The following is a 19,087-nucleotide window of genomic DNA, read 5'->3' as shown; positions in this document are numbered from 1 at the left end:
GCTAATTCGCTTGCAGGATGGAATCTACCATCTAATAAGACTGTTAATATTGCTGCACGAGAAGCTTCACTGACAAGGGTAGAAATCATTGCTACATTTGGATTTGCATTCATTTTAATTCCCCCTAATGTAATCCATATTTCGATGATAATCGAAATGTTTATATTCTACAATAAATAAGAAAGAACATATGAATAGGAGGAGAAATAAAGATGAAAAAAATGGCTCATGTTCCAAATACAGAAATTATTAAACCTAAAATTCTATACTACGGAACTCCTGTGATTTTACTAAATTCGCTAAATGAAGATGGAACAGTAAATATCAGCCCTCTGTCATCATCATGGGCATTAGGAGATTGTATTATATTAGGGATTGGACTTGGCGGGAAAGCGATTGAAAATTTAGAACGACATCCTGAATGTGTAATCAATGTTCCGAGTCCTTCATTATGGGAGAATGTTGAACAGTTAGCCCCCTATACAGGGAAAAATCCCGTTCCAGATTATAAGAAAAAGAATGGATTTACATATGAAAAAGAAAAATATGATATTAGTAGATTAACACCTACTAAGTCTAAATCGGTAAAACCTACTCGAATTATGGAGTGTCCAATTCAAATTGAGGCAAGGGTGAAACACATTCGAATTCCTGATTATTCTTCTGATTTTGCAATTGTTGAGACACAAGCTATACATGTGCATGCTCACAAGGAAATCATTATTGAAGAAAATCATATTGATCCAAATAAATGGAGCCCACTTATATATAATTTTCGTCATTACTTTGGTCTTGGTAACCAGTTAGGTAAAACCTTCCGATCCGAATTATAAATAAATATATTATCTTTTAAAGGGGACAATCTTTTCCTAATTGCAGTTAAATATTGTAGTAAGAAACCGAATTCCACCTGTTAAGGCATTCGGTTTCTTTATTATTTTTTCTTTTGCAATGATATAAAATGTTTATTAGAAAAGGAGAATAAGGATATATAATTTAAAAATAAGACAAATTTGTTGAGAAAACTCGGAATGGATTGAATATTTACATGTGCTTATTTATAATTGATTAAGAGTTGGAGTAGTAATCTGTCATCTGTTCCTTTTTTAAAGAAGATTGATCTCAATCTTCTATTTTTTTATGTTTTTTCCTCTTCTCTCGAAAAAAGGAAAAAGAATTACTTAAGAATTGTGGAAATTACTTGCTTGTAGACTAGTTGTTGCTTACCATGAACCATCATTTTTTTGGTGTGATATAAACCATAAGTTTTCCGGATTGGCAAGGTTATGGTTCTTTTTATTTATGGTAAACTTATGCTTCCGGTAATTTTGATGTTTTTGAATTAAAGCTAAGAAAGAATTCTTCAACCTTGGTACCAAAAATCACCTATTATGAGCTCACAAAAGATTTTAAGTACTTTTAATTGTGGATTTAAAACAAAGTTAAACCTTTTATATGTGGACTTTTGATAATGTAGGATTTTTTCTTATTAAGCAAACGGGCCATTTTAGTGAATAATTCTAACCGTTTCTAGAGGAAGCGGTTAGAATTATTCACTCGTATTTCTTTAAAACAATAGCTGCATTATGACCTCCGAAACCAAATAAGTTAGATAGACCTATATTTATTTTCACTTGGCGAGCAACAGATGGTACATAATCCAGATCACATAATGGATCAGGGTTTTCTAAGTTAATTGTTGGAGGAACTATACCTTCCTTTAAGCTCATTGTTAAAGCAATTGCTTCAACTCCACCAGCTGCCCCTAACATATGACCCAGCATAGATTTATTAGCTGTTACCGGAATCTGATAAGCTTGTTTTCCAAACAGCTGCTTAATAGCCATCGTTTCAGAGATGTCCCCCACTTTTGTACTTGTTGCATGGGCACTAATAACATCAACTGCTTCAGACGATATATTGGCATTTTTTAAAGCAGATCTCATTGCAAGATAAGCACCTTTACCTTCCGGATGTGTAGCTACGATATGGTGCGCATCTGAACTTGCACCATATCCAATGACTTCTGCATAAATCTTTGCCTCTCTACGTAAAGCTTAAAAATTTCAAAATATCATAAGTTAACTCTTAGAAATTCATTTTTTCTAATTTATGTATAGCATTTAACTGATTGTCCGATTAATCTTCTGTGCTACTTTTAGATCCTTAGTTTTAAATCCGCTATTTATAGCCCATCTATAAAATAGAAAAGAAACAATTGAAATGAGTACCATATCCCATCCGTAAGTTATAATATTTAACCCACCAAATCTTTCACTTCCAATGTACGATATACAAATCATAAATAATAAATACCCCACAATCCATAATCCAGCTAAAAAATTCTTCTTAAATCCAACCCATTTTGTTTTTAATTGATAATAAAAATATATAGGTAAGCCCATAAGAATAATTAACATTACTTCTCCTGTTAATGGCCATCTTGCCCAATATAATGTTAATGATGCAAATATGAACCCTAAAGGCGCAATAATGTTTAATCTCCTTATATAGAAAGGACGATGAAAATTAGGTGCAGTTTTTCTCAAAGTCATTACTGTTATAGGTCCAGTAACATATGAAATTAATGTAGCTACTGAAATAACTTCAGCTAAAACACCCCATCCTTTAAATAAAAATAAAAAAACAAAACAAATCAATAAATTAAACATCATGGCAAATCTAGGCACACCATATATAGGATGTAATGTCCCAAAAACTTTTGGAAAATATCCATTCTTCTCCATCCCGTATAGCATGCGTGATGTGGTTGCCATATAAGTAGTACCTGTACCAGAAGGAGATACAAAAGCATCTAAATATAATACAATAACTAACCAATTAATATTTAGTGCTATCGCTAAATCAGCAAATGGTGAATTAAAATTCAAATTTGACCATCCGTTAATTATCATATTAGGATTCACAGCACCGATAAAAGCAATTTGTAATAATACATATATTACAGTTGCAATTAAAATGGATCCCACAACTGCCCGAGGAATGGATTTCCCTGGATTCTTTGCTTCACCGGCCATATTAATCGGGCTTTGAAAACCATTGAATGCAAAAATAACACCAGATGTTGCCATAGCAGTTAATACATTTGACCAATTAGATACATTAAAGTCCTGATGACTAGTAAAGTTCTCTCCATGAAATCCAACAAATAGCAATGCACCAATTGTAAGACCAGGAATTATAATTTTAAATATAGTAATTAACGAATTCACTTTTGCAAATAGACTAACTGTCCAATAATTTAAAAAGAAATATATGATTATAAGTAAAGAAGCAGCTGCAAGACCTTTTGAAGTCAGCATTCCATTATCCACTAAATCTTTGGCCCAACTTGCCCACTCCCAAGGCCACGAGCTCATATATTGTATTGAGGCTATAGCTTCAACCGGAATAACTGAGACGATGGCTATCCAATTAGCCCATCCAGCAATAAATCCTACGAAATCTCCATGTGAATATTGTGTATATTTTACCATTCCGCCAGCCTCTGGAATCATGGCTCCTAACTCGCTATATGGTAAGGCAATAAATAATATTACAATCATTCCTAAGACCCAAGAAAAGATAGCGCCCCCCCCTGATATTTTGGCGGCCTTCCATGCACCAAATAACCAGCCAGACCCTAAAATCGAACCAATCCCAGTCATTGTAAGTGCAAAGGTTCCTAGCTTACGTTTCATATTTTTCATTTTTCACACGCTCCCCGTTTACAAAATAAATAGAATCCTCTTATTCATTAACCTTTTACTCATATATACTCCCCCCTTTTTATTTAAAGTAAGAATGTAAGTTTTATAGACCAATTTAAAGTTTATCTCCAATTAACTCTTTATAATGTATGTATACCCTCTATAACTCTCTCTAAACCTAAAAACTTTTAACTACATTTGTTACGGAAAAACATCATAATCTAGTATGCCTCTATATTGAGGGTTCAACGAATCATGTAAGTGAAGCATTAATAACCACATTTGTAAGAGTCTACCTCTACATTAAGAATATTTTAGTTCTAATAGACGAAGTTCATCTTGTCTATGTTCTTAATTTGATAGGCATGGGATTTTCCCCCAGATGCATTCAAGATAGACACGGAAATGAAGGAAACTGTTATAGAAATTTCTATATTTCTTTGGTAATTTATCGCTCCTTTCTTACAAAAAACTCAACTCTATTACGTCAAAAAGGTTCTGTATGAAAATATGTAGAATTAGTACATATACGGTATTTTATAAATGAAGAGGTGATTGTGTTGAGTTATTTAACAAAATCAAAAAACTCATCAACAGGTCTGAGAGGGTATTTGGAATCCTATCCGTTAACTTCATTTTTTGTAATGGCATATTTATTCTCATGGGCTGTATTAATTCCATTTATCTTATCCCAATGGGGTATTTTCCCTAAAACAAATACATTTGATATTTTCTTTTTTGCCAATGCATTTGCAGGCCCAATGTTAGCAGCGTGTATCATGTTTCGAACTCTTGAAGGCAAAGAGTCATGGAAAAAAGTTAGAAAAAGCATTCTATCTACTAAGGTCGGTTTGAAGTGGTACTTGTTTACTCTCATCGTTATCCCCGCTGCAATGTTTCTGGGGATGGTGATAGTAAATGGAGAGATACCTACTTTCCGTGACCTTAATTTTGAATTTTTTATAACCTATCTCTTCTCTTTTGTTGCAATTTTCTTTCTCGGTGGGCCTTTACCCGAGGAAATCGGATGGCGTGGTTTCGCTCTGCCTCGATTACAATCGAAATTTGGACCGTTAAAAGCAACATTACTTCTTAGTGTTTTGTGGGCTTTTTGGCATCTTCCGCATTTCTTAACGGCTGCACAAAGGGGTGGCCCGGGTTCTGACCTCTCTCTCCTATATATCCATTTGCCAATTTTTATTTTACTATGTTTGCCCATCTCAATTATTCTTACTTGGGTCTATAACTGCAATCACGGTAACTTATTTATTGTCATGCTAATTCATGCGAGTGTAAATACGTTCAGTTTGGTACAAACTCATTCCACCAACCCTGTTTTAAAGAATACGGATATATTTGTAGTGGTAGGATTGGGATTTGTTGCTTTACTTATTCTTATTTTCACACGAGGTAACCTGGGATATAAACAAACTTTTAATGAAGTAGAGTTCAGTAACAATGAAAATATTGGTAAATAGAAACAAAAATCATAGAATAATAGGTTGATGACAATAGTGTACCGCCACACGACTATCAAGTTAAAAATCATATTCTTCTCCAAAACAAAAAACGTCATTCTTTATTCAAGATGAAATACAATTGTTTGCAAAGAGATTCTCCCGATATTTGGTATCATATACCTTTGATAAATTAGATAGAAAAATAGGATCTTTTCAACAGGAAAAGAATTTATAGTGGAAAGAATATATTTATATTGATTATAATAATGTGTTTTGAATTGTACCTTTAAGGAGGCGTTGTCGATGAGAAAATATTTCTATTTGATTGGGCAAAAAAACAAGAGGATAACGTATCACTAGCCCATAAACTACGTGCTTCCTCTTCAATATTGGAAGGAGAGTATCAGATTGAATAAGATTTATTTAAAGGCCATTGACAAAAATAATTGGGAAGAAGCGATTAAACTTTCTGTTACAGAAGAACAACAAACATTTATTGCATCCAACCTTTATTCTATCGCAGAAGTTCAATTTCTAGATAATTTCTATGCAAACGGTATTTATTTTGATGAAAAAATGATAGGATTTACTATGTTTGGGATAGATCCTGATGATAATAATTATTGGATTTATAGACTTATGATTGATGAAAAATTTCAAGGACAAGGTATAGGTAAACAAGCTATACATCTGGTAATTGATGAGATAAGAAGTAATAATAACGCAAACATTTCTATAATAATGATTGGATATGCTCCTGAAAACCTTACAGCTAAATTTGTGTATAAAAAAGCAGGATTTATTGAAACAGAGTTATCAGCTTGGGGGGAACAGTTAGCTAAATATTCTTTGTAAGTACTTGAATTCTCCACAATGACTTGTAGACTTATTAAAGAAAAGAATCTGATAGTGGAGCATTATAAGTAGAAAAGGATTAAACTTTTTTATAAAAGAATCAATCAACTGAAAATATTAAGAGCGTGTTTTGATTAACTTTTTTCAAAACACGCTCTTTTCTATGATTATTTATCAAATTTATTAGTATCAATTTGAATAAGCTTCATTTAAAAGCAAAAGCAATGTTCAAATAAAATTACGTCTAAATTGAACATACAGCCATAATTTGCTGTTTTCTAAGCTCAAAGTTTACCTCTCCAATAAATGGAAATAATAAAACTATAAAGCATAAGATGCCCATTTTGTCTATCTTATGCTTCTTGTAGTTTACGATAAGCTTTTATTATTTAATTTTGTTATTTTACAAGTATTCAGTTGCAATCCGGTCCTATTTACGGTTTTCCTATTTGTAAAATCTATTTATTTTGTGCAATCTTAGCACCTTCATATAATTTATCCGTATAATTTTTAAGGTCCTGCCAATTATCCTTTGCTGTATTAAGATCTGCTCTTATAATCTCATCAAACAAGTCTAGACTAATGTTGTCAACACTGTCGATCAATGATTTATATTTTTTCTCCACTGTCCCCCACTGAGTCTTTATATTTTCAAGAGCAGTAACAGCTGTACCAACTATTGCAGCCATATGTTCCGTTTTATTTTTAGCATCAGTCAAAATAACTACTTCTGCCTCTGCCCCAGAAATTCTGGACTTTAATTGTTCTATTTCTTGTTGTGCAGATGCGATATTCTTGTCAGTAGTGACAATCAATGGTATACCAATCGGAGGCATAAATACAGATAAAGCTATATAGCCACCACGTTTATCATAGTTTTCTTTAATTGTATTATTACAATTCTCAATTCGTTGTTGTAGAAGCGGAATACCAGCGTTCGTACTTTCTAGAATATTCTCCAATTGATTGAAATCTTCTTTGAAATTTCTTGTATTTTCTGCTATTTCACCTTGAAAATTTTTCAATTTTTCTAACAGTACATTTAATTTTTGACTATTGTACAAAATACTATTGTACAAATTTTCTAGTTCATATTTTAATTTCTCTTTATCTTTTTGATCTAGAGCGGTTAGTAAAAGCTTATAACTTGCTTGAAACGTATCATTATAATTTACAATATTCTGATGCGTGTACATAATACGAGTTTTAAAATACATGAACCAAAAGTCGGCATTCTCTACTGCATCCCGTTGATGCTTAATCATGTTTGCTTGTAAATCACCATTTATAGAACTTATTTTACTTAAATCTGTCAGCTGTTGATTACTGATTGTATTGGCATATGAATCCATTGTAAGGATATTTGCCACCATTTTTCCCATTACTTCTTTAAATTCACCAGGACCAAGGGAATAGTTCTTCAAACTTTCTTGCTGTTGGGACACAGTTTGTTCTGCTGCCAAAGTATGAAGTGGAATTACATTACTCGCTGCCATTCCCGTAATGATTGTTGACAAAATAATTTTCTTATATAAATTCTTATTCATCTTTTTCACCTACTCTTTCACATGCATCACATATTTTATTAGATTCATAAGCTTCTATTCTTTACTTCAAATGAATTATGATTATTGCAAATAAAACAACATATTAAAATAGAGATACTTGTACTTTCTTATTCTATATTCTTTATTAAGTTTCATAACTATAATGGAAGTCTCCTGCTCAAACTTGAACAGGAGACTTCCATTATGTGTTCTTCAAAAGAGACACTCAGTATATTATATTTTTCATTACTTCAGCAATTTCTTGAAGTAATATTATTATTTCAAGAACGAAATCTCACTACTTTGAATATTTTCAGCATACTTTCTAATCTGCTCCCAATGTTCCTTCGCTGTATCCAGATCTGCTGTGATATCCATAGCAAGGAATTCTGGGTCAACCTTTTTAGCTTTATCAATCAATGCATCATATTTTGTACCCATTACATCCCACGTAGTCTTTATATTTTCAAGAGAGACAATAGCTTTATCAATTGTATCTGTTAAATTTTTAATATCACCTTGTACTATCGTTAACCTACCTGACTGTAGTTTCGCCATTGAAATATTTTGTGTTAGCTTTATAATTTCTTCTTGTGCCTTGATTATTTGCTGCTGCGATGAAACAACTCCGAATATCGAGCCTCCTAATCCAGCTGCACCAAGAGGCGCAAAAGGTGAAAGAATTAAGTATACACTAAAAGCAGTTGCAACCGACGATCCAATATAAATTTTGTTATTTTCATCAATTAATGCTTTATTTGCTTCGATTTGTTGCTGGAACAGTGGAATTCCAGCTTCTTCACCAGTTAAAATATTTACGATCTTTTGAGCATTCCCTTTTAAATTTTGTGTATCTTTTTCTAATTTGCCGCGAAAACTTTTCAAATCATCCACTAATTTTGTAACTTGACCTTTATTCTGTGAAATTTCACCATTCAACTTTGTAAGCAAAGCTGTTAGTTTGACTGGATCATTTTTATATTGTAATAAATAACGAGAATAATTTTGGAATGTTGTATCATAACTGATAATATTTTGATTCGTCGTAATTATTCCTGATTTTAAATTATTTAACCAGTATGTTGCATTTTCTCTAGTAATATTTTGGTTGGTTTTAATGTCTGTTTTTAAATCATCGCCAACTGAAGGTAAACCATCCAAATTAATATCTGCTTGTTTAAGTATAGTTAAAGCATACAGGTCCATTACCAACATATTGGATTTAGTATCCTTCATCGCATTATCAAGCCCTGTTGGTCCAAGGTAATAACTAGGGTATTTAAGGTCTTGATTTGCATAAACAGGTGCTGGTTCCTCTGCTGAGGCATATGATGGCATAATGCCACCCGCTACTATTGTTGCTATTAATGTAGATAAGGCCATTACTTTATAAGGTTTTTTCATTACATTTTTCTCTCCTTAAATTATATTATTAGGAATTTTTATTATTCCTTCTACAAATTTCATCCTGTTACTTTTATTTTTGTAACACTCTCTTGATATTCCGTTGTTTGTTTGTTCAATTCATCAGTAAACTGTTTAAGCTCTTTTAATCGTGCTTGTAATGAATTAGAATCTATTTTCGTATCAGCATTAAGACTTGTCCCCGTTTGAATCATTATATTATTAAAGGTGTCCCAACTACTTACTAGATTGTCAAAACTCTGAGTTTGATTTTTAACTGTTCTTGTAAAGTTATTTAATTGCTGCTCAATTAGTGTCATTTGAGTTGCTTGCACTTCAATATTCGATAAATTTTGTACCAATTGAATTAGTTTCTGTTGCTTCTGAGCAATAGCTTTATTCAGTTCTGTTACTTTATCATTTTTGAGTTGTCCATATTGGTTATAAATCGCTTCCAAATTAGACACGTCTACAGTTTTATCCTTAACTCCGTCTTTCAAAATATTAATAACCGACTTTGTAATATTTAAAGAACCATCTAGATTTTCTTTTGGTAGATCTAGAAGTTTTTCAAAATCTTCTTGAATGCCTGCATTAAGTTGTCCCATTTCTGTTCTTAATTTTTCAATGTCTCCGTTTGAACTCTTATAAGATTCAAACGCTCTGGTAACTTTAATTGAAAATTTATTACTATCTTCAACCAAAACGTCTTTAAAATTCTTTAAGTCTTCTGAATTTATTTTCATATTATACTGAATTTTTTGCACGTCACCTTGAAGTAAATTAAAAATACGCACAAATAATGCTTTTGCTTGCGGATCCTCATTCATTTTTCCAGCTAGTTCAACCAAAGTATCATAATAATTTGTAAATCTTATTCCGAAACTCTTTATGTCCTGATTTACTTTGAATAAATTGGGATTATATACATCCAGCCAGTCTCGAACATGGTTTCTTGCAGTACCTTGATCAGTTGTTATTCCATATATAGTATTTACATCAAGGTCTGGTTGCTGTAATATGATTAGCCCATATCCTTGAATTAATGGCGTCTGTGATCCTAATTTCGTAATCGAATTTGATAACCTATCCATAGCGGGCCCAAGTATACTACTTGGTTGTAAATAAGTTGTATTACTTTCTGCAAAAGTATTTACAGGTGAGAAGCAACTTGTAGATACTGCTGTAACTAATAACCCTGCGACTAACGCTTTTTTCATAGTGATCCCCCATTTATTGGTGTCTTTTGATAAAATAGTTGGACTAAATTTTAATTAATTTGAAATCCAACAATACAACTATTAATCTATATAGATTATTTTAAAGATGAATTTTAAGGAATATAAATATAGATTGTAAACATTTGTACATAATGCCCTACTATAAACTTATTCCCTAAGTCATTACATAAAAGGCATATACGAAGATAATCTTGATTTTATATGTCTTAAAATGTAACTAACATCTTGTGCCCTTATTAAAACATCAAATTTTCAGTGCGTATATAGTAAAATTTTGTTGATTTTTGTATAATTTTGTCCTTTTTTTGTTTTTTATCTTAATTATTTAATATGTGTACACATTAAAATACTATACTTCTAAAATTGCTATGGAACTTCACCCCTATAATTAAAATAATTATAATTTAATATTACTGATAAAAAGATACCTAATTTAATTTAACTAGGTGAATTTTCATTTCTGAAAAATTATTTTAGTATAATTTTTAGTACTCTTCACTTTTTTCTTCCTCTATATGGATATGTAAAATTGCATATCCATATAGAGGAAAGTTTACTATTATATATACATGGTCATAAGTGGTAATTTTCCAAATAACTATTATGTACTACCACTACATCTATATTAAGTTTCTATAACTTGTTGAAAACGTTAGGGTAACAGAACTTATCCATTACTTCTATAACAATTATTCGTTGGTTTCATCAGTCTTGGACAAAAGAATCCGACATGATCTAAAACAACTAAATGCCCCCTATAAAGTCAATGAAACATATATGGGGTACCCTCACATCGCTATCAAACTAAGAAAATACAACTCCCCCCAGAACAAAATTTTGTGCTAACTTGTAACAAGATAGCTCTTTCGTTTTTAGATTATTAATTTCTTAAGTAGAAATGATAGCGGTACATTATTGGTTACATAAAAAAGTGCCAATATTGTCGATAATTTTATCATTTTAGTCAAGGAGACTCCTTCCTCAAGGAACGCGAAGTGAGTAGGTGGAGATGAATTAATTGGCATAGGACCAAAAATATCAGAATTTTTGGGAGTTCAAAGTGCTTAAGCGTGGTATTATTTAAGTTTTTTCATTGAGAATGCATAAATACAAACAAAACCAGTAACACATCTTTTCTGTGCCTTACTGGTTTTGTTAAAGGTCATCTTAAATTGTAGCTAGTTCAACGCAATTGTAAATTCTGAGTTCGGTGCGCCAGCAAATACAACCGTCCCGTTCTCTGGTAGTTTCACTTTGTTGTTGTCACTAACAACCGTAAAATTAACGCATACGCCATTCTCATCATACACCGCGAATGAACTTCCTGATGGCAACTCCACAGTCATCGTTTTCCCTGCTGCCTCTTGCGAGATTGTAAACCATTTCGCATGCCCATTTTTTGGCAGTGTAACTTTCGATAATTGACCTGTATCAAGGGATTTTACGTTAGATTCACTGACGTATAAAAAGCTGGCCATCTCCATATATTCAGTACCATCCTCTGTATAGAAATGAGCTTCCTTTGTATCCCGCCCATTTATCACAGGAATCTGAATTTGATGCGTCGCCGTATTCGGACCTGTAATTTGTTTGCCGTCCCAATAGCCATCTTTGAGCGTAATTTGTGTGTTAAGAGGTATTAGCTTTCCTAGATAGTTTATAGAATTAAATTTTTCGTTAACGAGGTAGAATCTGCCACCCTCGCGCTTGGTCCATGCAGCAGCTGTTTTCTTCGGTAACACATTGTTTTCTAATTTTTGGGCTAAATATTGAGTCAGCACAGTTTGCCCCAATCCCGGCGATAATTCATATGTGCTCTCTCTCAAATAAACTTTTCCATTCTTCTCAGTAACGAAGTTAAGCTTGGAGGTACCCTTCTCATTTATAAAGCTTCCATCCGCCGTATATACATATTTTTCTTCCGGTTTAGTTGGTAAAAACAGTTCTCCCTTCTTCGTAATTTCTATTTTGAAATGGCTTTGGATATTTCCATAAAAACCCGCTTTTTTTACCACGTCTTGAGGTACTTTAGCCTTGACTGGCTTGCCGAAGGATTTATCTGGTTTTATATCCTTAATTGTCCCTTTCTCTTTAAGTCTAGTTAACAGTAATTTGTTTGCCAACAGTTGATTTGTCGTGCTGGAGCCGCCGGAGGACAATACAGCTGCTGCCATCTTCTGTTCTGGAAGCACGACCAATGTAGCATGTTGTAGCATCGTATCCCCTCCCTTAGCCAACGCTTTTAGCCCATATTCACTAAATGGGTATAGTTTCACACTATCCCAGCCAAGACCATAGTTGAACACATTATCGCTATCTCCTGGCCACATTCCTTTTTTATATTCTTCTTGTTCCATTGCCTTAACTGCTTTATTAGAGAGAATTTCTTTTCCCCGCCCCATAAATACTTGTGAGAATCGCACCACATCTTCTGCAGTAGAAGAGATTCCTCCCGTACCAATCAAATTTACCATTTCACTTGGAAGCTGTCCCTGGTATGTCGGAGAATACTGTCCAGCCCGCTTTTCGTCTTCCCATTTGTCTTGCGATGTTATCGTATGATTCAGTTTTAATGGCTCTGTAAACTTTTGATGTAGAAATTCAGTAAAACTCATACCGCTGACTCTTTCTACCAAAATCTCAGCCAGCGTAAAACCGTCATTACAGTATACTGAGAACGCACCAGGATCTGCCTTCAAGTTTTGGTTGGACAATTGTTGCAACAAGATATCATGGGCATGGGCATCCTTATCTTTAAATAAAAATGCATTATTGTACGTGGAACCTTGCAAACCCGAGGAGTGATTCAACAACATACGCGGTGTAATACGCTTATATCGTTTATCTTTCATTTTGAAATCAGGAATATAGCGGGCAACAGGAGCATCCAAATCAACTTTTCCTTCGTCTACTAGTTTCATAACAGCCGCAGCTGTATATACTTTACTGGTTGAACCAATTCCGTATAGAGTATCTTTGGTTAGTGGCTCTTTCCCTTCTATGTCGTTCTTGCCTGTCTGCCCCGACAAAATAAGTTTACCATTATCAATCAGCGCATACTGCACGCTAGTCGTCTCATAGGACTTCGTGAGTAGTTCAGCGTTCTCTGCAGCAATTTTCTCCAAATCTTTGCTAGCAACTTCTTGGCTAGCTACAACCGGATCCTTACTGCTAGAAGATGCTAGCGCTCCTGTTGGTAGGCTCATCGTTAGAGCCAAGGTAGCGGCTAACACCCCAGATAATTTATTTTCCATAAGAAAAATGCCTCCTTAAATAAATGATCGATTTCATCTTTTATTTGTTCAATTACAAACATCACATAAACTACTATTCCGCCTTTATCCCTACTATCTAAATTCAACAGTAAAATACTTTTAAAAAGAACAGGATTCTCGGCTCTACCCATACTGTTCAAATTGGCAATCAACATATGCCTACCTCTAGCAAAAATATCAAATCCTGGGATACACCTGTATGTCCCCATATTGGGACACTGTTAGGAAGTATAGTTTCATAGATTCCTAGACCATATCCATTGATTCCTCCCTTTCCTGTAGGAACTGTAGTGATTATCCCGGGGTATCCAAGTTGCACTGTATTTCGCATTGCTTGTTCGACGGAAGTACGATCTCGTTGTGTACTTATTTGTAATGAACTAAGTATATTTTGAGTGGAACCTGTTTTTATAATTGAAGTTAGTGTTAGGTATAATAAAGAAGTTCCGGCAATGAAAAGTGCCAAATCTGCAAATGGAAGTTAACTATATATTTTCATAAGACACTCTTCCCCTCTATTCATATAGTATGGGCGGTTGTATATTATTTCTTACTAACTACACAGAGATCATCTTTATATTGATTGTTTTTACAAGCACCATTCTGTCATAACCAAGGGTAAATCCTCTCTTTCTTACACGTATGTTAGTACCATAAATTACTTTTTCATTTAGAATGTTCTTATTACTAGTTTGTTTTTCGTATAAATTTATCCTATTTCCCCTCTCTCTTTTAAGCTTCTCTATATTTGTATCCTATACAATAAAAATTTCTTTTTTCTTATCCATTTCTTACAATTTCCTTACGTTCAAATCACTTCTATAATTAGGTGGTTTTTATTTTAAAATCTCCAGGATAATAAAAGCTTATATAATCCCACAATTTCATAGAAGATGGATTAATAACCCTGCGCCAAATTATCATGCTCATCTCTGCTATTTCCTTGGATTCCCCCCTCAACCTTTACCACAGTTCCAACCGGCATCAACACTTCTTCATGTTCTTATTAATAGTAATAACTAATCAACTCCTTACCTGAAAATAAATTAATATAGAAAAAGAGAGATAAGGTTAAAATACCTTTATCTCTCTTTTTCACTCACATAATATGCGAAGGATTTTTTTGTTTTGGGGTTAATCTGTTTTCTTAGTTTGATGGATGTGTGATGCTATCCCATTGCTATCAATCTAACAAAATAAAATGCCCCCTAAAATGAAAAAATCCGCTAATCTTTCTGTAGCATCATAAGAAGGGATGGCGTTTTTATGTCTGTGTCTGACGAATTACAACTATTTGCTCAAGAGATTCAAAGTTTTTCACCTCCAAATACCTTACGGAATCTTGCTAGAGATATTGGGTTTATACGACGAACCAGTAAGTACCAAGCAAAAGATTTAGCAGCTTTATGTGTATGAGTGAGCCAAAATGTAGCTATGACTTCTTTAACTCAGTTATCTAGCTATTTAGAAGCAGCAACAGAATTACCCATCTGCCCTGAGGGACTGAATCAATGGTTTAATAAAACGGCCATCCAACTTTTACAACACCTACTAGCCGAACTACTAAGTAAAAAATGACCTCATATATGTCGATTCCTTCTCCATATACTTCTATTTTCAAGCGGATTCGTATGTTAGATTTAACTACATTCTCCTAATTAATTTAATGTATTGGATAATAATAGCTTAATTTTTAATAATGTTCATTTATACCGTCTACTAAGCAATTTAAACCAATCTTCTACTCAAACTGAAGCTTATTAATGAACCTCAATAGTATGTTTGAAGGTTGCTTGTCTTTACTAAGGACCCATCCATAAGAAAGAGGCTCAAGGTTAGGTACATCTAATACAATAGAAACCATTTCTTTTTGATTATTTAATAGATTATGTTTGAATGAATAATCCAATCCAATTGTAATAGCAAGTTCTTGCTTCACTGCATTTTCTATTGCTTGCGTATTATTAGAGATGAATAATATATCCACATTCCCATACTTAGAAAATAACTTATTAATGCTATCCCGAATGTATTCATCATCATATAAAACCAAATCCTGATTTATTAACTGTTCTGGTACAAGGATTTTCTCTAATGCAAGTGGAGAATTTTTATTAACTCCCACAACTATTTTAACGTCTATTATTTTTTTAAATGTAAAATTATTATGCCTCTCTCTAAACTTCTCTGATGATGCAATAAATCCAATATCAATCTCGCCTTGTTGAAGGTCTTCTAGTATTTTTTTATGATCTTTTTCATAAACCTTTATATTTACATAAGGATGCTCCTTTTTGAATGTCGAAATTATATTTATTAGTACATGCATAGGCCCAGGGATCGTCGCAATTCTTAACTCCCCGTTTAAAGTATGATTGTAGATTTGCGCTTCTTCTTTCAATTCTTTTACTTGCAGTAGAATATCACTAGCTTTTTTTATAATCGATTTCCCCTCGGAAGTCGGAACTGCCCCCAACCCTCGTGAACGTGCGAAGAGTTTTACTCCCAGTTCATTTTCTAACAAGGAAATAGATTGACTAATTGCTGATAAAGTAACGTGAGACTGGAGTGCAGCCTTAGTAAATGATCCAGTATTCGCTACCGCTACGATATACTCCATTTGTTCAAAATTCATCTTAATACTCCCTTTATTAAGATTTACTTAATTATTAGTAAATATATCTAAATTTTAATGAATTATAAATAGAGTTACAATACAGATAGTTGTTATTAATCTTTCAATTAATAACAATTTTGTATAAACACATTTAACATTCATTATATAAAAATAAAGGAGATGGATAACACTAAACCCGAGAAGAGTCGCTTTTATCACTGGTCGAGACAGAAGAATTGGTAAAGAAACTACATAAAAGTTTGCTCAAAAGGAAATCAAGTTGTAATAGCTAATTTTAATGTGGAGCTAGGTAATGCAACCGCTATAGCCATCTAGGAAAATGCTGGAGGATCGATTGTTATAAAAACAAATGTTTCAAAGTTTAAAGGAACTGAGTGATTAATAGAAAAAACTGTTCAAGCTTTTGAAAGAATTTACATTATGTTTAACAATGCCGGTATTGGCTATCCCACTGCTGTTTTAGAACATGACTTGAATGATTACATCGTATCATTTATATCAATCAACACGGCGGAACCTATGGTATTATTGGCACCGCTAAAAAACGTGTGAATTACATATTCATGGTGTAATTATTAATATTGCCTCTGTTTTTAGTTTTCTAGCATCAATAGGTACTTATGTTTATCCTGTTTCAAAGGGTGCTGTTATTATGATGACAAAATCAGCAACTTTAGAGTAAGACGATTATGGAATACAGATATTTGCAATTGCACAAGCAATTGTTGATACACCTATTAGCTGGTATCCAGATAGCAGGCAATGCAACTAAAAACAACGAAAAATCAAGGATATGCATCATTTAAATAAGCATTATTAATATGATTAAAAACTTATTACTAAACAAAAAATTTATAGAAATACTATGATGTTTACTAATCAAATGGAAAGTAGGTATTATATATGTGCGGAATAGCGGGATGGGTTGATTGGTCAATGGACCTTTCTAAACAAAAAGAAACTTTAAAAAACATGACAAATTCTATTATACATCGTGGACCAGATGCAGAAGGATTTTGGTTCTCTAAACATGCAGCTTTTGGTCACCGTCGTCTTATTGTAATTGATCCTGAAGGTGGTCTACAACCCATGTTGTATAAGGATGAGGAGACAACTGTTTCACTAACATTTAATGGAGAAATTTATAACTACCAAGAACTACGTATTGAACTAGAGCATTTGGGCCATGTATTTCAAACAAAATCAGATACCGAGGTATTATTACACGCATATCTAGAATGGAAAGAGGATTGTGTACAACACCTTAACGGGATTTTCGCCTTTGGTATTTGGGACGAGAAATTGCAACGACTCATGTTAGCCCGTGATCATTTAGGGGTGAAACCACTCTTTTTTGCACAACGTGATAATTCGGTTATCTTCGGATCTGAAATAAAAGTATTACTTTCTCATCCAAATGTACAAGCAGAGGTAGATACAAAAGGACTTTCCGAAATCTTCTGTCTTGGTCCAATGCGAACACCTGGTCATGCAGTATTTAAAGATTTACATGAAGTGCGCGGGGGACACTACATTCTGTTTACTACTAATAAAACTGAAAGTAAGCAATACTGGAAACTAGAAAGCAAACCACATACAGATGATATAAATACTACAGTTAATACAATTCAATCTATTTTAGAGGATACAGTGAAACGACAATTAGTTGCCGATAGACCCGTGGTTACTATGTTATCAGGAGGTTTAGATTCCAGTGGTTTAACTGGGTTAGCAGGAAATGAATTCAAACAAATCGGAAAGACACTTCATACTTATTCTCTAACTTTTACAAATGAAGAACGAGATTTCGAAGAAGATTTTCTTCGCCGTGATCGGGATGAACCTTGGGTACAACGTGTATCTGAGCATGTTGGAACACAACATCATTCTTTTGAATTAGGATCTGAAAAGCTCATTGAAAATTTATTAATTCCAATGAGGGCTCGTGACTTACCAGGTGTTGGGGAACTTGAAACATCTTTATATCTTCTCTTTAAAGAAATGAAAAAAGATGCTACAGTAGCCCTTTCAGGAGAATCAGCAGATGAAGTTTTTTCTGGATATCCTTGGTTCCATCAAGAAGAGTTTTTAAAAGCGGATATTTTCCCTTGGAATGTAAACTATTCTTATATTACAGAAATTTTATCAGAAGACTTAAAAACAAAAATAAATCCTATCAACTATCAAAAACAACGTTTTCAAGAAGCTGTAAATGAAATACCCTTTTTAGAAGGAGAAAATGATTTACAAGCAAAACAACGTCAAATGTCTTATATGTTTATTACACGCTTCCTACCTTTTATGTTAGAGAGAAAAGACCGTACTAGCATGATGACAGGTTTTGAAGTACGTGTTCCATTTTGTGATTATAGACTGGTTGAATATCTCTGGAATGTACCGTTTGAAATAAAAAGTATCGATAATATTGAAAAGGGAATTTTACGTCGAGCTTTCCAGACTGTTCTTCCCACAGATGTATGTTATCGTAAAAAAAGTGCATATCCAAGTACAAAAGATAACGCCTATTTACAAGGAATTAGTGTATGGATGCTAGATGTATTAAACGATAATACCTCTCCTATTCTACCTCTTATTAACGTAGAAAAGGTTCGTTCAATTGCACTAGGTACAGATGAAATCATTAATGGTAATGAGGCTAGAGGCTTAATTGATTATCTACTTCAAGTGAATAGCTGGCTTCAAGAATATCAAATTAAACTTATCTAAAATATATTCGATAGATAGCAAAGTAACATTTTATATATGTCGAACAATTAGGATGGATCCCTGCCATCCCTTGTTCGAAGCCAATTCATCTCCCGCCTACTCACTGGGCTGTAACTCTTCACGCTCCTTGAGGAAGGAGTCTTCTTGGCTAAAATGATAGAAACCGTAAAGATTAGAAATCCTTACGGTTTTTATTTGGATTATTTACATGCGTTGCGTATTCGGATCTA

At 33.3% G+C, this 19,087-nt stretch carries 12 protein-coding genes and 4 pseudogenes; 6 read left to right on the top strand and 10 right to left on the bottom strand.

Going from position 1 to position 19,087, the window contains the following annotated elements:
• Nucleotides 1–113, bottom strand: a pseudogene (locus tag N2V80_RS29540) (transcriptional regulator); the annotation flags it as partial.
• Between the two features lie 99 nt (nt 114–212).
• Between N2V80_RS29540 and N2V80_RS29535 the strand changes: the two are divergent.
• Nucleotides 213–833: a flavin reductase family protein gene (locus N2V80_RS29535; RefSeq protein ID WP_086388150.1), complete on the top strand. Its 621-nt coding sequence runs from the start codon at nt 213–215 to the stop codon at nt 831–833.
• 720 nt (nt 834–1,553) lie between these two features.
• Here N2V80_RS29535 and N2V80_RS29530 read toward each other — a convergent pair.
• Nucleotides 1,554–2,057: pseudogene (locus N2V80_RS29530) on the bottom strand (beta-ketoacyl-[acyl-carrier-protein] synthase family protein); the annotation flags it as partial.
• A gap of 66 nt (nt 2,058–2,123) precedes the next feature.
• The gene (locus N2V80_RS29525) at nt 2,124–3,710 is read right to left on the bottom strand and encodes an APC family permease (protein ID WP_061655134.1); all 1,587 of its coding nucleotides are present in this window, start codon (nt 3,708–3,710) and stop codon (nt 2,124–2,126) included.
• Between the two features lie 560 nt (nt 3,711–4,270).
• Between N2V80_RS29525 and N2V80_RS29520 the strand changes: the two genes are divergently transcribed.
• Both N2V80_RS29520 and N2V80_RS29515 read left to right on the top strand, forming a co-directional pair.
• A complete protein-coding gene (locus N2V80_RS29520; protein ID WP_061655135.1) occupies nt 4,271–5,188 on the top strand; it encodes a CPBP family intramembrane glutamic endopeptidase in 918 nt (305 codons plus the stop codon).
• Between the two features lie 390 nt (nt 5,189–5,578).
• On the top strand, nt 5,579–6,025 hold the full coding sequence (locus N2V80_RS29515) for a GNAT family N-acetyltransferase (protein ID WP_061655136.1): 447 nt from the start codon (nt 5,579–5,581) through the stop codon (nt 6,023–6,025).
• Between the two features lie 458 nt (nt 6,026–6,483).
• Here the strand turns inward: N2V80_RS29515 and nheC are convergent, their stop codons facing one another.
• From nheC to N2V80_RS29485, 6 genes and pseudogenes are all read right to left on the bottom strand, one after another.
• A complete protein-coding gene (gene nheC, locus N2V80_RS29510; protein WP_061655137.1) occupies nt 6,484–7,572 on the bottom strand; it encodes a non-hemolytic enterotoxin subunit C in 1,089 nt (362 codons plus the stop codon).
• A 276-nt stretch (nt 7,573–7,848) separates the two neighbouring features.
• Nucleotides 7,849–8,976, bottom strand: a complete 1,128-nt coding sequence (nheB, locus tag N2V80_RS29505; protein WP_061655138.1) for a non-hemolytic enterotoxin subunit B — start codon at nt 8,974–8,976, stop codon at nt 7,849–7,851.
• A gap of 59 nt (nt 8,977–9,035) precedes the next feature.
• Nucleotides 9,036–10,196 (bottom strand): non-hemolytic enterotoxin subunit A, encoded by a 1,161-nt coding sequence (nheA, locus tag N2V80_RS29500; protein ID WP_061655139.1) that lies wholly within the window; start codon nt 10,194–10,196, stop codon nt 9,036–9,038.
• A 1,199-nt stretch (nt 10,197–11,395) separates the two neighbouring features.
• Nucleotides 11,396–13,471 carry a serine hydrolase domain-containing protein gene (locus tag N2V80_RS29495; protein ID WP_061655140.1) on the bottom strand — a complete coding sequence of 692 codons (2,076 nt, stop codon included), beginning with the start codon at nt 13,469–13,471 and terminating at the stop codon, nt 11,396–11,398.
• The gene (locus tag N2V80_RS29490) at nt 13,444–13,647 is read right to left on the bottom strand and encodes a hypothetical protein (protein WP_061655141.1); all 204 of its coding nucleotides are present in this window, start codon (nt 13,645–13,647) and stop codon (nt 13,444–13,446) included. Before N2V80_RS29490 ends, N2V80_RS29495 begins: the two co-directional genes overlap by 28 nt.
• An 86-nt stretch (nt 13,648–13,733) precedes the next feature.
• A pseudogene (locus N2V80_RS29485) lies at nt 13,734–13,958 on the bottom strand (serine hydrolase domain-containing protein); the annotation flags it as partial.
• An 800-nt stretch (nt 13,959–14,758) separates the two neighbouring features.
• On the opposite strand from N2V80_RS29485, the pseudogene N2V80_RS29480 reads away from it, so the two are divergent.
• Nucleotides 14,759–15,144: pseudogene (locus N2V80_RS29480) on the top strand (IS4 family transposase); the annotation flags it as partial.
• A gap of 89 nt (nt 15,145–15,233) precedes the next feature.
• On the opposite strand, the gene N2V80_RS29475 reads toward N2V80_RS29480, so the two are convergent.
• A complete protein-coding gene (locus N2V80_RS29475; RefSeq protein WP_061655142.1) occupies nt 15,234–16,127 on the bottom strand; it encodes a LysR family transcriptional regulator in 894 nt (297 codons plus the stop codon).
• A 562-nt stretch (nt 16,128–16,689) separates the two neighbouring features.
• On the opposite strand from N2V80_RS29475, the gene N2V80_RS30605 reads away from it, so the two are divergent.
• Complete coding sequence (locus N2V80_RS30605) at nt 16,690–16,812, top strand: SDR family NAD(P)-dependent oxidoreductase (RefSeq protein ID WP_071732328.1); 123 nt, start codon at nt 16,690–16,692, stop codon at nt 16,810–16,812.
• Between the two features lie 221 nt (nt 16,813–17,033).
• Nucleotides 17,034–18,857, top strand: a complete 1,824-nt coding sequence (gene asnB, locus N2V80_RS29470) for an asparagine synthase (glutamine-hydrolyzing) (protein ID WP_061655143.1) — start codon at nt 17,034–17,036, stop codon at nt 18,855–18,857.
• Nucleotides 18,858–19,087: the final 230 nt, after the last annotated feature.

It is taken from the genome of Bacillus sp. FSL W8-0640 (assembly GCF_038007725.1).
Lineage (GTDB): Bacteria > Bacillota > Bacilli > Bacillales > Bacillaceae_G > Bacillus_A > Bacillus_A cereus.
This window is presented reverse-complemented; position numbering and strand designations above follow the sequence as displayed.

What these genes read in the sequence shown, in the direction of transcription:
- N2V80_RS29535 (WP_086388150.1), top strand. Translation starts at nt 213, where the DNA reads ATGAAAAAAATGGCTCATGTTCCAAATACAGAAATTATTAAACCTAAA.
- N2V80_RS29525 (WP_061655134.1), bottom strand. Translation starts at nt 3,710, where the DNA reads ATGAAAAATATGAAACGTAAGCTAGGAACCTTTGCACTTACAATGACT.
- nheC (WP_061655137.1), bottom strand. Translation starts at nt 7,572, where the DNA reads ATGAATAAGAATTTATATAAGAAAATTATTTTGTCAACAATCATTACG.
- nheB (WP_061655138.1), bottom strand. Translation starts at nt 8,976, where the DNA reads ATGAAAAAACCTTATAAAGTAATGGCCTTATCTACATTAATAGCAACA.
- nheA (WP_061655139.1), bottom strand. Translation starts at nt 10,196, where the DNA reads ATGAAAAAAGCGTTAGTCGCAGGGTTATTAGTTACAGCAGTATCTACA.
- N2V80_RS29495 (WP_061655140.1), bottom strand. Translation starts at nt 13,471, where the DNA reads ATGGAAAATAAATTATCTGGGGTGTTAGCCGCTACCTTGGCTCTAACG.
- N2V80_RS29490 (WP_061655141.1), bottom strand. Translation starts at nt 13,647, where the DNA reads ATGTTGATTGCCAATTTGAACAGTATGGGTAGAGCCGAGAATCCTGTT.
- N2V80_RS29475 (WP_061655142.1), bottom strand. Translation starts at nt 16,127, where the DNA reads ATGAATTTTGAACAAATGGAGTATATCGTAGCGGTAGCGAATACTGGA.
- asnB (WP_061655143.1), top strand. Translation starts at nt 17,034, where the DNA reads ATGTGCGGAATAGCGGGATGGGTTGATTGGTCAATGGACCTTTCTAAA.